This is a genomic window from Catellatospora chokoriensis (assembly GCF_011297315.1).
Classification (GTDB): Bacteria; Actinomycetota; Actinomycetes; order Mycobacteriales; family Micromonosporaceae; genus Catellatospora; species Catellatospora citrea.
On record NZ_JAAOTI010000007.1, the window covers coordinates 223,950 to 238,862 of the forward strand.

The 14,913-nt window shown below is 70.8% G+C and carries 7 protein-coding genes; 2 read left to right on the top strand and 5 right to left on the bottom strand.

From position 1 onward, the window contains the following. The first annotated feature begins 100 nt into the window (after positions 1-100). Both HAV39_RS13320 and HAV39_RS13325 read left to right on the top strand, forming a co-directional pair. Positions 101-865, top strand: coding sequence for a thioesterase II family protein (locus HAV39_RS13320; RefSeq protein WP_191839505.1), 765 nt, complete (start codon positions 101-103; stop codon positions 863-865). Then, complete coding sequence (locus tag HAV39_RS13325) at positions 844-1,146, top strand: acyl carrier protein (RefSeq protein WP_191839506.1); 303 nt, start codon at positions 844-846, stop codon at positions 1,144-1,146. Before HAV39_RS13320 ends, HAV39_RS13325 begins: the two co-directional genes overlap by 22 nt. Before the next feature lie 152 nt (positions 1,147-1,298). Here the strand turns inward: HAV39_RS13325 and HAV39_RS13330 are convergent, their stop codons facing one another. Genes HAV39_RS13330 through HAV39_RS13350 form a run of 5 tightly spaced genes read right to left on the bottom strand, consistent with a single transcriptional unit; the run spans position 1,299 to position 14,913 of the window. Beyond that, complete coding sequence (locus HAV39_RS13330) at positions 1,299-2,054, bottom strand: thioesterase II family protein (protein ID WP_191839507.1); 756 nt, start codon at positions 2,052-2,054, stop codon at positions 1,299-1,301. Beyond that, on the bottom strand, positions 2,051-7,555 hold the full coding sequence (locus HAV39_RS13335) for a type I polyketide synthase (RefSeq protein WP_191839508.1): 5,505 nt from the start codon (positions 7,553-7,555) through the stop codon (positions 2,051-2,053). The genes HAV39_RS13330 and HAV39_RS13335 overlap by 4 nt, the downstream gene beginning before the upstream one ends. A 5-nt stretch (positions 7,556-7,560) precedes the next feature. Next, positions 7,561-11,016, bottom strand: a complete 3,456-nt coding sequence (locus HAV39_RS13340; RefSeq protein ID WP_191839509.1) for a non-ribosomal peptide synthetase — start codon at positions 11,014-11,016, stop codon at positions 7,561-7,563. After that, positions 11,009-11,824 (bottom strand): thioesterase II family protein, encoded by an 816-nt coding sequence (locus HAV39_RS13345; RefSeq protein WP_191839510.1) that lies wholly within the window; start codon positions 11,822-11,824, stop codon positions 11,009-11,011. Before HAV39_RS13345 ends, HAV39_RS13340 begins: the two co-directional genes overlap by 8 nt. Then, positions 11,821-14,913, bottom strand: a complete 3,093-nt coding sequence (locus tag HAV39_RS13350) for a non-ribosomal peptide synthetase (protein WP_191839511.1) — start codon at positions 14,911-14,913, stop codon at positions 11,821-11,823. The genes HAV39_RS13345 and HAV39_RS13350 overlap by 4 nt, the downstream gene beginning before the upstream one ends.

The following is a 14,913-nucleotide window of genomic DNA, read 5'->3' on the forward strand; positions in this document are numbered from 1 at the left end:
TCGATGACCGCAACGGCCTATCCGCCCCGTGGCCAACGCCTCCTGAATGCACCCACTTGACCGGAGCTGGTCGAGCATCGAAGGAATCGGACCTCAACGCATGACCATCAACCACACCGTCGCGCCCTGGTTCGTCCCGTTGGTGGACGATCCCGATCGACCGGTGCGTGTCTTCGGGATGCCCCAGGCGGGCGCGGGCTGCGCCACCTTTGCCGATTGCGCGGCACGGCTCTCCTCCGACGTGGCGTTGTACGGGCTGAACCTGCCCGGCCGTCAGGCAAGGTTCGGCGAGCCGGCCAGGACGGACCTCGGTCTGCTCGCCACCGACTTGGCGAACGATCTACGAGGCTATCTCGATCGGCCTTATGTGCTGGTCGGCTACTGCTCGGGTGCGGCCCTGGCATACCTCGTGGCACGGGAGGTCCACGCGGCAGGACTCCCGCTGCCGCGAGCACTGGTGGCGATATCGTTTCCTGGGCCGCAGTTCACCGCGATGGACCAGGATGTTCACGTCCTGCCATCCGGGGAGTTCTGGCAGAAGATCACCGACTCCGGTGGCTTCCCCCCGCAGCTGGCGGCGCAGCCAGAGTTCCGGGACATCTTCGAACCAGCGTTGCGTGCCGACTACGAACTCTTCGCCGGGTTCCGGTACGAGGAGTCGGCCCGTATGCCGCTGGACATCTCGGTGATCATCGGGCGCCACGATCCGGCCCTTCAGAACCCGATCGACCTCGTCGGCTGGAGCGCCCAGACCAGCGGCACCTGTTCGGTCCATATCGTCGAGAGCGATCACTGGCTGTTGGACGGCGCCCCGAACATTGTCGCCCGGATCGTGGAGGACGCATGCAGGATCGCGACGAACTGAGCCGACGGATCGGCACCGCCTTCGCGGCGCACCGTCCCGCAGGCTGCACCGACCTGGCCGAGGACACCAACTTCTTCGAAGCCGGCTACACCTCGCTGCGGCTGACCGCGGTGCTGGCTACGCTGGCAGACGAGGACGTGGCCCTCGCGCTGCTCGACGTCTTCCGGTTCCCGACGCGGCGGTCCCTGTCCGCCGAGGTGGCGAGGCGCCTTGGGCTGCCTGCGCACCCTTCCAGCGGAGAACGCAAGGCGCTGCCCTGGGAGACCCGGTCGGGCGACTGATGATTCATCGCTGACGGGACGGGCGCCCGGCAGCGAGCTCATCATGGCCGTAGGCGACGCCACGGTGTCCGAGTCCGACAGTCCACCGCGAACGTCGGCCATGCGGCGGGCAAGAGGAACGGCACTCACTACCCGCCGCGTCGTCGTAGCACTCAAGCGGCCCACATCAGCGAGAGTTCCCCGGCCACCTGGTCGAGCACCTGCTCCCGGTGATCGAGCAGGTAGAGGTGCCCACCCTCGAAGATCAGGACCGGCCCGGCGGCCTTGCTGTGCCGCCGCCACTCGGACACCTCGTCCACGCGGACCTCGGTGTCGTCGGCGGCGGCCAGCAGGCTCGTCGGAATGTCCAACGGCGGCTCCGGCTGGTAGCGATAGGTCTCGCACGCTTCGAAGTCGGCACGCATCATGGGAGCCAGCCACAACAACAGGTCACGGTCGCGTAGCGCCGACCCCGAGGGTCCGGCCATCTCGTTCAGTCGGCAGAGCAGCGACTCGTCGTCCAGGGTGCTCGCCGCCGGGCGCCACGAGGGCAAGTCGGGCGAGCGCATTCCGGAGAGGAAGAGGTGCGCCGGGACCGGCCCGCCCGTACCACGCAGCGTCCGAGCCAGCTCGAAGGCCAGCAGGGCGCCCATGCTGTGCCCGAAGAACGCAAAGGGTCGGTCGAGCAGCGGATCGGCAGCGGCCCGCAAGGTTTCGACCATCGCCGGGATGGTGCGCAACGGCGGTTCCCCGGCCCGATCCTCGCGGCCGGGCAATTGTACGGTCCAGACCTCGGCGGCCAGCTCGGCCGGCAACCGCCAGGAGGCGTATCCGAGGGCCCCGGACCCGGCCCAGGGCAGGCAGAACAGCCGTATGGCCGGGTCCGGATGGAGATTGCGGCAGCGCAACACTCCGACGGGTTGGGTCATCGGCCGACACCCGCCTCCACGATCTCCCGCAGCCCTCCGAAGGTTCGGACCTCGAGCAGCAACCCGATGCTGAGCTCGAGCCCATGGACTGCCCGGATGCGCCCGATGAGCTCGACCGCAGACAACGAGTTGCCACCGGCTTCGAAAAAGTCCTCGTCGTCACCGGTCGGCGGGACGCCGATCGCGTGCTCCCACAGATCGGCCAGACCGGTCGCGGCGGTGACGGATCTGCTTGCCGCGATCGGGGTCGCGGCCGGCTGCTCGGACGGTGCGAGCCGTCGGCCCTGATGAACCGTATGTTGGCCCTTCCCGTGGGACGGCGACGCCGCGGGTGGCACCGTCCCCGGCGTGGCGTCCGGCACGGGGGACGCGGGGGCCGTGGGGGTCGCGGGGGTCGCGGGCGAGGGCCCCGCGGCCGCCGGAACCGGGCGCCCGTCGACATGCGGGCGGACAAGCACAGACCGCGGCGTGTCCGCGGCGATGAGCTGCAGCAGCAGCCGCAGGCCCTGTACCGGGTCCAGCCCTTCCCTGCCGCGCGTCGCGGCGGGCAGAGGTCCACCCCGGCCGGGTGCCTGCGGCCGGTCCCAACCCGGTTCGAAGGAGACCCGTCGCATGGTGAAGCCCTCGACCTCCGCCAGCACCGTGCCGTCCGGGGCGATCAGCTCGATGTCCCCGATCGCGGTGTCCGGGTCGGTGGGGGTGCGCCGAACGTGGCTGTACAGACGTTCCGGCAGGTCCGCGTGCACGACCAGGCGACGGTAGATGAACGGTACGAACGCTCCCTCGCCTGACGAACGGACCCCGGCCGTAGCCGTGTCGAGCAGTGCCGGGTGCAGCCGGTGCTGGGGCAGGTCGCCGACCAGCCCCGGCGGCAGTTCGAGTCGCAACAGCCGCTCCTCGCCGCTCTGCCAGACATCCTTGATGTTGCGCCATCGGGGGCCCATGGTGAAGGCGAGATCGGTTGGAACCTTGTCGGCTGGTTTTGTGCCGACCGTCTCCAACCGCATGACCAGGTCCTCGACGTCGATCGGGCGGCGCTCGGCGCTCACCCAGCCCGCTCGCCCGGTCACGTGTTCGAGCCAGGTGTCGTCTGGTTGTTCGGCCGGACGGGAGACGACTGTGAAGTCGTAGCCGTCCGCGGTCGCGGTGAAGTCCACCCGCAGCCGCCGGTTCCGCTCATCCGAGAACGGCGCACGAAAGACCACATCCGTGAGCTCGACTGCTCCGCCGGCCCCGGCCAAGTGCTCGGTGAAGAGGCTCACCACCAGGTCGACATAGGCAGCGCCGGGTAGCAGTGGGACACTGCCGACCCGATGCTCGTCAAGCACCCAGTGTGTCGCCGCACCGAAGTCGCTCTCCCAGCGGAAGTCCGGTGTGGACGGCTCGACCGAACGGCCGTCGGCCAGCTGCGCCACCAGCGCGGACAGCCCGCCGAGGTCTGGGCCCTCGTGGTCCACCATGCCCTCGCCGAGCCATACCGGCCAGCCCACGCTCAGCACTCGCACCGCGTGGAACGGCAGGGACTCCGCAGCAGCGTCCAGGAAGGCGTTCGCCGCAGCGTAATCGGCCGAGCCGACCAGACCTTCGACGGCAGCCCGGCTGCTGTACAGCACCACGAAATCGAGTATGGGGCGGTCAGTAGTGGCTTCGGCCAGCAGCACCGTCGCCGCTGTCTTCGGGGCCAGCACCGCGGCGGCGTCCGCCTGCTTGCGGAACGCGGCCATCCGGCCACCGGCCACCCCGGCCAGGTGGAAGACGCCGTTCACCGTGCCGAACCGCTGCTGGGCCAGGTCGAACATGGTGCTCAACAATCCGGGCTCGGCTGCATCACCACTCACCGTTAGCACATCGGCACCGAGCGCGGTGAGCTCGGCCAGTGTGGCCCGAGCACGCAGCACGAACGGGTCCTCGACGTCCGCCCGCAGGTCGGTCGGATCGCGGCGGCCCAGCAGGACCAGCCGCGGACGCAGCCCGGAACCGGCGAGATGGCGGGCGAGCGCCAATCCCAGGCCACCGAAGCCCCCGGTGATCAGGTAGACGCCGCGCTCACGCAGCGTTTCGCCGACCGGGGCCGGTAGTTCCAGCGGACGCTCGACCGGCGTCCAGCGGCGGGAGCCCCGCAGGGCCGTCACACTCCCTGACTCCGGTCGGACCAGGTCGGCCGCGAGCTCAGCTGGTCCGGTGCGCGCGCAGGCGTCCAGCACGGCGACCGGCATGCCGGGGGTCTCGGCCGCCAGGGTGCGGGCGAACGCCACTGCGGTGGCACGGGCTGGAACCAGCGGCTCACCACCGCTGACATCGACTGCCTCGCTGGTCAGCAAGACGAAGCGAGGCGGGGCCTCGCCCGGGGCGCGCGTCAGCGCGAGTTTGGCGAACGACAGGAGGCTGAAGAACGCGGCTTCCAGCTGCTCATCGAGCGGATCGTTGGCCGCGCCCGTCCCGGAATATGCAGCCGCGTGCAGATACAGGTCGATCGCAAGGCCGCGCTCGGCCAGCACGGCCGCCAGGTCGGTGAAGTCCTGTGGCTCGTTCAGCCGCACACGGAACTCACCGGCCGTCTCGCCCGGCGCGTCGGCGGGTCGCACCCGCACGGTGCGCCAACCGGCCCGTTGCACCGCCAGCAGGACTGTCATCGACCGGTCCGGGTCTTCCGGCAGCAGGACCAGCGCGACGCCGCCAGAGCCCCGAGCCGTCCGCCGCGCCGGGGCCGATACCCACTCGAGGACACTCAGCGGAGTCGCAGCGCCTGGCGTCGTACTGCCGATCGTCGCCGGAGGCTTCGCGCCGGCCGTAACCTCGATCCCGTCCACGTCACCGTGCGACGGGGGCTCAGCGGTCGCGACGCCCGCCAGCTGCATGGTCGGCTTCTCCGCAGGCAGCGGATCGATCCAATGCCGGTCCCGCCGATACGGGTAGCCCGGCACCTGCCGGCGGGTCAGGGCCCGCGGTTGCCCCATGGCCTCCCAGTCGAGCGCCACGCCGTCGAGCCACAACCGACCTGCGGCTAGGAGCGCGGTCTCCTGGTCGTCGCCGGATCCCATCGCGGCGACCGCCGTGACCCGGCCATCCCGGGCGGCGGCCAGGCGTCGGGCGAACGTGGTCAGGGTTCGGCCGGGACCGGTCTCCAGCAGGGTCCACTCGCCGGAGGCGGTCAGCGCCTCCAGGGCAGGGCCGAACAGCACCGGACCGGTCAGCTGCTCCGCCCAGAAGCGCGGGTCCTTAGCCTGCTCGTCGGTCAGCAGACTCCCCGTCCGACCCGAGTACATGGGGATGGCAGGATCTCGGGTGGTCACCGCGTCGAACGCCTTGGCGAAACGGTCGGCGGCATCGCTCCACCCGGGATGGTGGAACGCACCGGCGACCGGTAGCGGTCGGCAGGCCAGGCGCTGTTCCGCGAAACGGGCGGCCAGTTCGGCGAGGGCCTCGTGCGGCCCCGAGACCACGGTCTGTGCCGCGCCGTTCACCGCTGCCACTGCCGCCTCGGGCGGCAGCAGCCCGGCGACCCGCTCGACGCCGGCGGCCACCGCCAGCATCGCACCTTGGACCGGGTGGGCGGCCATCGCCGCCGCGCGGGCTGCGACCAGGTGTACCGCGTCCGGGAGATCGAAGACCCCGGCCACTGTCGCCGCGGTCAACTCGCCGACGCTGTGCCCCAGAACAGCCTGTGGTTCGACGCCCCAGGCCCGCCACATCGCGGCGAGCGCGTACTCGACTGAGAACAGCAACGGCTGGACCAGCTCGGTCGCCTCGGCGTGCTCTTCGCCGAGCCAGGCCTCGTCCAGCCGTGTCCCGCCGCACTGGAAGAGTTCGAGGCACTCGTCCATCGCGACGCTGAACGCACGGTCCGTCCCGTACAGGCCCGCCGCCATCCGGATCCGCTGCGCCCCCTGGCCCGGGAACAGGAAGGCCCGCCTGGCACCCGGCCGGATACGGCCGACGGCGATCGGGGAGCCGGCCGTCGACAGGTTCTCTGCGGCGGCGGCCGCCGATGACGCCACCAGGGCGGCCCGCACCGGATGCGGGGTGCGCCCCCGCTGTAGCGTTCCCACCGCCTCGGCGAAGTCCGCTTCGCCATTGGCCGTGAAGTAGGCGGCGAGCCCGCCGCGGAGCCGGTCCACGCCTTCGGTGTCACGGGCCGACCAGACCACCAGCCGCGGCTGCTCCCGACGCGGGAACGGCGGTGCCACGGGACCTTCCTGCAGGACGAGATGCGCGTTGGTGCCGCCGATGCCTAGCGAGCTCACCGCCGCCACCCGGGGCCGGCCGGCCCTGCGGGGCCAGGCCCGCGCCCTGCCAGCGAGCTCGAAGGGCGTTCGGTCGAGTTCCAGCCGCGGGTTGGCCTCGCTGATGTTGATGCTCGGTGCGATCGTCTCGTGCTGGAGCATGAGCACGGTCTTGATCAGACCGGCCACGCCAGCCACCGAGTTCATGTGGCCGATGTTGGACTTCACCGAGCCGATCGCGGTGCGCCCACGTATCAGCGGAGTGTCGGAGAGTGTCTCGTACGCCTCTGTGAGCGCGGCGACCTCGATCGGATCGCCTAGATCGGTGCCGGTGGCGTGCGCTTCGACGTAGTCGACGTCGCCCGGCGCGACACCGGCGAGCAGCATGGCCTCGGCCACCGCGGCGGCCTGGCCACCCACGCTGGGGGCGCTGAAGGAGACCTTGTCGGCGCCGTCGTTGTTGATCGCGCTGCCGCGGATCACCGCCAGCACCCGGTCCCCGTCGGTCAGGGCGTCGTCAAGGCGCTTGAGCAGCACCACCCCGGCACCGCTGCCGAAGATCGTTCCCGAGGCGGAAGAGTCGAACGGGCGGCAGTGGCCGTCCCGGGTGAGGACTCCGCCAGGTGTCCACTGGTGGCCGTGCCCCAGCGGGAGTTCGACGGTCGAGCCTCCAGCGAGCGCCGCATCGCACTCTCCCGCCCGCAGCGCCTGAGCCGCCATGTGGACGGTGACCAGGGAACTGGAGCAGGCGCTGAGGACCGTCATGCTCGGGCCGCGCAGGTCGAGCTTGTAGGAGGCCAGAGTTGCCAGGTAGTCCGCGTTGTTCAGGGTGAACAGCGCCATCCCGGGCGATCCTTCAGCGAGGTCGGGCCGAGTGGTGAGGATGTGTCGCAGATACGAGTTGGGGCCGGTGGTGCCGAACACGCCGACGCTGTCGGGCAGCGCGAACGGGTCGTAGCCTGCGTGCTCCACCGCAGCATGGCACAGCTCGAGGAACGCACGGATCTGCGGGTCGCAGATCCGCGCCTCGGCGGCGGTCATGCCGAACAGGTCCGCGTCGAAGCGATCCACATCGGGCATCTCGGGCGCGGCCGGGACATAGTCCGGATCGGCGGCCTCCGCCTGCGCGACCCCGGCGGCGGTCAGCTCCTCGGTGTCGAAGAAGGAGATGGTCTCCCGCCCGGCGGCCAGGTTCTGCCAGAAGCTTTCCAGATCCGGCGCGCCGGGCAGCTTGCAGGCCATACCGATCACCGCGATCGGTTCTACGGAGTCGGCCATGGCCGTCACCCCTTTCGCTCTCGGATACGTGCACGAAGATCTCTGCGTGACTCGGCGCTCCAGCCGGCCGTCGGTGCCGGCGGCGTGGCGGCGCTCGGGTCTGGCGACTGCGCGGCGGCCGGGGCCCCCGAGCGGAGCGCCGCGATACGTGCTGCCAGCGCGCCTGAGGTCGGGTACTTGAACATGTCGGTCACCGGGAACTCCAGGCCCAGGTCGGCACTCAGGCGCAGGTGCATCGCGACGGCCATCTTCGAGGTCAGCCCGGCCTCGAAGAAGCTGGCACCCTCCGCGATGTCGAAACCCAGCATTGCCCTGACCGCGGCGGCGACCAGCTCGGCCGCGTCGTCGGTCACTCGCGGCGACGCCGAACCGCCCGCCTGCCGGATGAGCTCGCCCAGCGCTGCCGGCGTCGGTGCGCGGAAGATCATCGCCATCGTGACAGGGACACCGCACTGTGCGCCGGCGGACTCGGCCAGCTGCACCGCCAGCAGCGACTGGCCACCAGAGAGGAAGAAGTTCGAGTGCGCACCGATGCCCGTCCGGCCCAGGGTCCGCGCCCACAGCCGGACCAGCAGCGCTTCGACGTCATCGGCCTCCACGGCGGGATCCGGTTTCTCGACTCCGCCGACCTCATCCAGCCCCATGTCCGCCAACGCGTTGACGTTCACCTTGCCGTTGGCCGTGGTCGGCAGCCGGTCAAGTACCGCGATGCGGGCAGGTACGCAGTAGCCGGGCATGTGCTGTCGGGCGTATTCCCAGATGTCGGTCACCAGCCCGGCCCGTTCGGCGGCGACCACGAACGCGGCGAGATACCCGTCACCGCTGGGATCGCCCTTGAGGATGACAGCAGCAGCCGCCACCTCGGGGTGGGCCTCCAGCACCGCCTCGATCCCGGGCAGCTCGATCCGGTGACCCCGCAATTTCACCTGCCGATCGGCGCGTCCGGCCAGCTCGATCACCCCGTCGGGCCGGATCCGTGCCAGGTCGCCGGTGCGGTAGTAGCGGCCGAGCTCGGCGTCTTCGCGGAACCGTTCTGCGGTGAGCTCGGGGCGTTCGTGGTAGCCCAATGCGACGCCGTCACCGCTGATGCACAGTTCGCCGGTGCACCCGACCGGGAGCGGCCGACCGGCCCCGTCGAGCACGTGAACCTGGGTGTTCGCGAGCGGTCGGCCCACAACCACGGGTTCCCCAGGCCGGACGCGGGCGGTTGTCGACCAGATGGTCGTCTCGGTCGGGCCGTACACGTTGTGCACATCGGCGCCGGTCCGCAACAACCGCTCGGCCAGCGCGTCCGGCAGCGGCTCACCACCGCACAACGCGACACGGCCGACCAGCTTGCCGGCCAATGCCTCGGCGACCAGCCGCCAGGTGGTCGGGGTCGCCTGGACGACTGAGACCTGTTCCCGTTCGATCAGCTCGATCAGCTGCTCGGGTTCGCCGCGCGCCTGGTCGGGAGCCACGACCACCCTGCCGCCGACAGCGAGGGGCAGGCACAGTTCGAGTGCCGAGATGTCGAAGGCGAACGTGGTGAGCCACAGCGTGCTGGCGTTGTGATCAAGTTCGAGGTCGCGTGCGAAGTGCCGTACGACATTGGCGAGGTTGCGGTGGGACAGGCGGACGCCCTTGGGCACGCCGGTGGAGCCGGAGGTGTAGATGAGGTAGGCGCAGTCGTCGGGGCCCGCGACCGCGTCGCCGAGGCCCTCGGCGGAGGTGGTGGCGGCGGCAACTACGTGGGTGCGGCCCGCACGGCACTCGGGTGGCAGGTGCTCTGCGCCGATGACCAGCCGGCAATCGGCGTCGTCCAGCTGGTGAGCCAGGCGCTCGACAGGGTAACCGGGATCGAGGGGGAGATAGGCTGCGCCCGCAGCCCAGACCCCCAGGACCGCGGCGGCGGTATCCCCACCGCGCGGTCCTGCCAGCGCGACAACCGACCCCGGTCCGCCACCTGCGGCCACGACGGCCGTACGGTAGGCGCCGGCCCGTCGGGCCAGCTCCGCGTAGCTGACCGAACGGGATCCGGAACCGGCCCGTCGGCCGTCGACCACGGCGACGGCGTCCGGCCGCCGGTCGGCCGCTGCGGCGAAGAGGCCTGGCATGGTGTCGGGTCCCGGCCAGGCAGCCATCGTCTCGTTGACCTGGGCGACCACCTGCCGGTCCGTCCGGGAACGGACGTCGAAGTCGCCCACCGCCCGGCCCGGATCGGCGATCGCGGTGCAGATCACCGTGTCCAGGCGCTCCAGGAAGGCCTCCGCGAACTCCATGCTGTAGACCTCGGTGCTGACCACCAGCTTCACCGTGACCTGCGAGCCGACCGGTTGTGCCGTCAGTTCCAGGTCGAATCGACTCAGACCGGTCGCCACCTCGCGGAAGAGCGAGCCGTCACCGGCCGGTTGAGTGGTGGGGTGCTCGGGGCGGAAGTTGAACAGCTGGCGGACCAGCCGGGACCTCCACCAAGCCTGGTCGCCCGAGTCGGCCGGACCAGCCGCAGCCACCGCCTCGAACGGAGCGCGGCCGTGTTCGAACCCGGCGACCATCGCCTTGGTCACCCGAGCGACCAGCTGGTCGAAACCGATGCCGTCTTCGACGCGCACACGCAGCGGCACTGTGGCGACGTGGTAGCCGACCGCATCGGCCGCGCGGCCGCCCCGGGTGTCCGCCATCACTCCCACCACCTGGTCCTCGGCTGCGCCGAGCCGCCGTAGCAGCAGGTGGTAGCAGGAAAGCAGGACGAGCGCATCGGTGGCCTTGCAGCGGCGCCGAAGCTCGGCCAGGGCCGCGACGGCCTCCGGCGACAGCTGCCGCTCGACCATCCGTCCGTCGAAGGTGGGGGTGTCCGCCGGCTCGCGCGCACCGTCCAAACGCATTGAACTGGGGTCGAATCCCTCGGTGCGCGCCCGCCAGTACTCCAACGCACCGGTGTGATTCGCCTCGGGCACTTCCACCGGATCGGGCAGCTCCGGTGGTGCTCCGGTCTCGGCGATTGCCCGGTAGGCCATCCCGATTTCGGCCACCAGCATGCCTAGGCTGGCCGCGTCCACCACGATGTGATGGGCGGCCAGGCAGATCACCGACCGCTGCGCGGAGACCGTGAAAAGGCCCACCCGGACCAGTGGCGCCCGGTCCAGCCGGAACGGCCGGGCGGCGTATTCGGTGAGATCCGCCTCGATCCGGTCAGGATCGCTGCCGACCATGTCGAGTTCGAGCACCGGGCGTGCCGAGCGGCGGCGACCGACCGCACCCTCGTGCAGCATGAACTCGGCGGACAGCGCAGGGTGGCGCCGCACCAGACAGTTGAGCGCCTCCTGGAGTGGCCACCAGCGGACTTGCTCGGCCATCTCGATGGCCACCGCCGCGTTGGACACGCCGATGTCGGGAACCAGCTGCTGGAGCATCCACAGCGCCTGCGATCCGGCGTCGACCGTGGTGAAGGCGGTTCCGGCGGCTGGGGACGAGTCAGTCATCGATGCCTCCGGCGGCGTTCAGTGCCGTGGCGTCCGGTGCCACGGCGGGAAGTGGGTCAGCTGTCGGGCCTGAGATTTCCCTCGCCGTCAGGTCGGCGAGTTCGGCCAACGAGTCCTCCAGCAGCCAGTGGCCGCCGTCAATGCCGAACAGGAGGACCCGTTCGGTGCTGTGCCGGCGCCAGCCGAGCAGCGCGCCGTGCAGGGTGTCCTCGTCCCGCAGCCCGTGGAAGACCACGATCCGCACCGGCAGCGGTGTGCCGGGTTCGCACCGGTACTCGCCCAGCCAGGTGAAGTCGGCCCGGACGGCAGGTTCTACCAGCTGTCGCACCGTCCGGTCGGCGGCCAGCTCGCCGGAGACACCTCCCCGCTCGGACAGGTACTCCCAGAGCACGTCGGACGGCAGGTAAGGCAGCCGCCGCGGCCGCCAGGCGATGTCAGGCGCCTCGAAGGAGACCACGAACATCCGGTCGGGCAGGCGCACCGACTGCGTGCGCAGCCGTCGGGCGACCTCGAAGGCCAGCACCGCGCCGCCGCAGTAACCGAACAGGTCGTAGGGCTGATCCGCGATCCGCTCCACCAGGGCGTCGGTGAGTTCCTCCACCAGTGCGTCCAGCTCCGCTCGTGGCGGCTCGGCCAGCCGTGCCTGCCGTCCGGGCAGGTTGGCCGACCAGAGCGTGATCCCACGCCCAGCCAGCAGATCTGCCAGCGGTGACAGCTGCGCGCAGCCGGCGCCGGCGTGCGGAAATCCGAAGATCCGGCGGCCGCCGTCCGCTGCCAGCGGGACATACCAGTCCCGGTTGTCGATCATCGTGAGTCCCTCATGTCGGCGATGTGCGCGGCCAGCAGAACCGGGGTCGGGGCCACGAAGACGGTGTCGAAGCCGATCTCGGTCCCGAAGACCGCCGAGAGTCGTTCGGCCACCCGGACCGCGGCCAGCGAGTGCCCGCCGCTCAGGAAGAACTGGGAGCCTGGTCCCACCCGCCGGTCTCCGAGGACCTCGCGCCAGATTTCGACGACCGTACGCACGACGGGGTCCTCCGGCGACGCGGACGCCATCCGCGCCGAACCGGGATCGGCCGAGGCCGAGGCCGCGGCGAGCGCCCCATAGTCGATCTTCTCGTTGCCGGTTAGTGGAAACGACTCGACGACTAGTACCCGGCTCGGCACGGCCCCGGAAGACAGGAACCGGCGGGCGTGCTCGGCCAACCGCGCGGCCAGTGTCTGCTCGGTATCGTGCTCGGCGAGGCTCGCCGCAGGCCGGACTGCGATGGTCAGCGCCATCTCTCCGGCGGCGTCGGTCTGCGCGAAGGCGGCCGCTGCGGCCACCTCGGGGTGGCTCTCGAAGACCGACTCGACCTCGGCCGGCTCGATCCGCTGACCGCGGATCTTCAACTGGCGATCCAGACGGCCCAGGTAGCGGAGCTCTCCGTCGGCGGTGAGCGCCACCTCGTCACCCGTGCGGTAGTAGCGCCCCTGCGAATCGTCCGTGCGGAAGCGCTCCGCGGTCCGAGCGCCGTCGCCCCGGTAGCCGATGGCCAGCCCGGTGCCTCCGAGGCACAGCTCTCCCGGAACCCCGGGCGGCAGGGGGCGGTGCGCGGCGTCCCGCACCGACACAGTCGTGTTCGCGATCGGCCGCCCGATCGGAATCTGGTCGGGCAGGGGCTGGCGCAGCTCGGCGGATGTCGACCAGATGGTCGTCTCGGTCGGGCCGTAGACGTTGAAGAGCCTGCAACCGGCATCCAGCAGCCGCTCAGCCAGCGCCAGGGTCAGCGCCTCGCCCCCGCACAGCACCCGCACGCCCCGCAGCCGGTCGCCCAGCTCGGGAGCGAGAAAGCGCCACGTGGTCGGGGTCGCCTGGGCGATCGTGACCTGCTCGGCCTCGAACACCGCGGCGAGCTCGCGCGCCGACAGCCGCACCCGGTCGCTGACGGCAACGGCTCTCGCCCCGACGCTGAGCGGCAGGAAGATTTCCAGCGCGGAGATGTCGAAGGATGCGGTCGTCAGCCAGAGGAAGCGGTCCTCCGGTCCGGCATCCAGCAGATCGGCGAAATGGCGCACGACATTGGCCAGCCCCGCGTGCCCGACCTCGACCCCCTTTGGGGCGCCGGTCGAGCCCGAGGTGTAGATCAGGTATGCAAGCGGTCCCGTCACCGGGGCGACCGGCCGGGCGGTGCCCTCGGGAGCCAACACGATCCGGCCGGCCGCCCACTGCTCCGGAAGCGGTTGTTGCGAGATCAGCACCCGTACACCGCCGTCGTTCAGCTGGTGTGTGCCCCTGGCCACGGGGTGCGCAGGGTCAAGCGGAAGATATCCCGCGCCAATCGTCCAGACGCCCAATGCCGCGGCCGCCAGTTCCGGTCCGCGATCCAGGTGGATTGCGACCACGTTGCCGGGGCCGACACCGTGCTTGCCGAGCGTGGCGGCGATTGCGGCCGCACGCTCCAGCAGCTGACGGTAAGTCCAGTCGCCCACCGCGATCGCGTCAGGGCTTCGCCGTCCCTGCTCGAAGATCAGTTCCGGGACGGTCGGCACGGCGCCGTCCACCGGGGGGCCGACGGCGCCGTTCAGCGCCGCCACCGCCCGCCGGTCGGCGTCGGTCGCCAGATCGACGGCGCCGAGCGAGGCTGCAGGATCGGCGTCCAGCGCGGCCAACAGCCGGGCAAACCGGTCGACCAGGGCCTCGACCTCCGAGCGGTCATGCGCTTCGGTACTGAACACGGCAGTGAGTTGGAGTGACTGAGGCCCGGCGAAGACGATCATGTCGAAGTCCAGTCGGCTCAAGCCATGCCCGGCGTCGATCTGCCGTGCCGGCAAGCCCCCCATGCTCGGTTGCTCGTCCGAGGGCGTCAGCGGGCGGAAGTTGAACGCATGCCGGAAGAGCGGCGTTCGCCAGTCCCCGCTGCCGAGACCGAGGTGAGGCTGGACGGACTCGAAGGATGCCGCACTGTGCTCGAGGCCGTTGAGGAACGCCGACCGCACCTGCGCGACCAGGTCGTCGAATCCACGCTCCAATTCGACCCGCACCCGCAGCGGAAGGGTACTGACGTGGTACCCGAACGCGTCCGCGGTGTCGGAGCGGCGGGCGCTCACGGGGACACCGACCACCAGGTCCGGGCCGGCACCGTGCCTGGCCAGCAGCGCACAGTAGGCGGCCAGCAGCACGATGTTGTCACTGGAGCGGGTGCGGACCCGCAGCCGGGCCACAGCGTCCGCCACGGGGGCCAGGTCGCGATCGACCCGGTCCCCGGCAAGCGTTGGCGGACTCGGCAACGGCCGGGCTCCGGCCAGCGACATCCGCGAGGCGTCGACCCCGGCGAGGTGTTCTGCCCAATAGTGCAGGTCCTCCTCGGCCGGTGCCGCAGACCGGGCTTCGTGGGCCGCACCGCGTAGATCCGGGGGCAGTTCGCGACCGGCAGCGAACGCGTCGTACAACCGGGAGACCTCCCGCAGCACGCTCAGCGCGGTCGTCCAGTCGGCCACCAAGTGATGGGCGACGAAGCAGATCACGCTGCCTGTGGGCAGGGCGACCAGCTTGACCCGGATCAGCGGACCCGCGGCCACGTCAAGCGGTGTGCCGACGAACTCGGTCACCAGCTCGTCGAGTCCGTCCTCCGTGCAGGTGGCCGTCTCCAGCCGCAGGTGCGCCCCGTCGGCCGGGGCGCACCTGCGGTGCAGGCGAACGCCGTCCCCCACGAAAGTGACGCGCAGTCCCTGGTGGCGGCGGACCAGTTGGTCGAGCGCCTCCTGGAGCGGCCACCATCGCAGCGGGCCGTCGACACGCAGGCCGAAGCCGACGTTGCAGAGGCCTCGGCCCTTCGCCAGCCGGTGCAGCATCCACAGCGCCCGCTCCCGGTCGCTGACGGGCTCCTCGGTGAACTGGTCGAGTGATTCAGACAC

What these genes read in the sequence shown, in the direction of transcription:
- HAV39_RS13320 (WP_191839505.1), top strand. Translation starts at nt 101, where the DNA reads ATGACCATCAACCACACCGTCGCGCCCTGGTTCGTCCCGTTGGTGGAC.
- HAV39_RS13325 (WP_191839506.1), top strand. Translation starts at nt 844, where the DNA reads ATGCAGGATCGCGACGAACTGAGCCGACGGATCGGCACCGCCTTCGCG.
- HAV39_RS13330 (WP_191839507.1), bottom strand. Translation starts at nt 2,054, where the DNA reads ATGACCCAACCCGTCGGAGTGTTGCGCTGCCGCAATCTCCATCCGGAC.
- HAV39_RS13335 (WP_191839508.1), bottom strand. Translation starts at nt 7,555, where the DNA reads ATGGCCGACTCCGTAGAACCGATCGCGGTGATCGGTATGGCCTGCAAG.
- HAV39_RS13340 (WP_191839509.1), bottom strand. Translation starts at nt 11,016, where the DNA reads ATGACTGACTCGTCCCCAGCCGCCGGAACCGCCTTCACCACGGTCGAC.
- HAV39_RS13345 (WP_191839510.1), bottom strand. Translation starts at nt 11,824, where the DNA reads ATGATCGACAACCGGGACTGGTATGTCCCGCTGGCAGCGGACGGCGGC.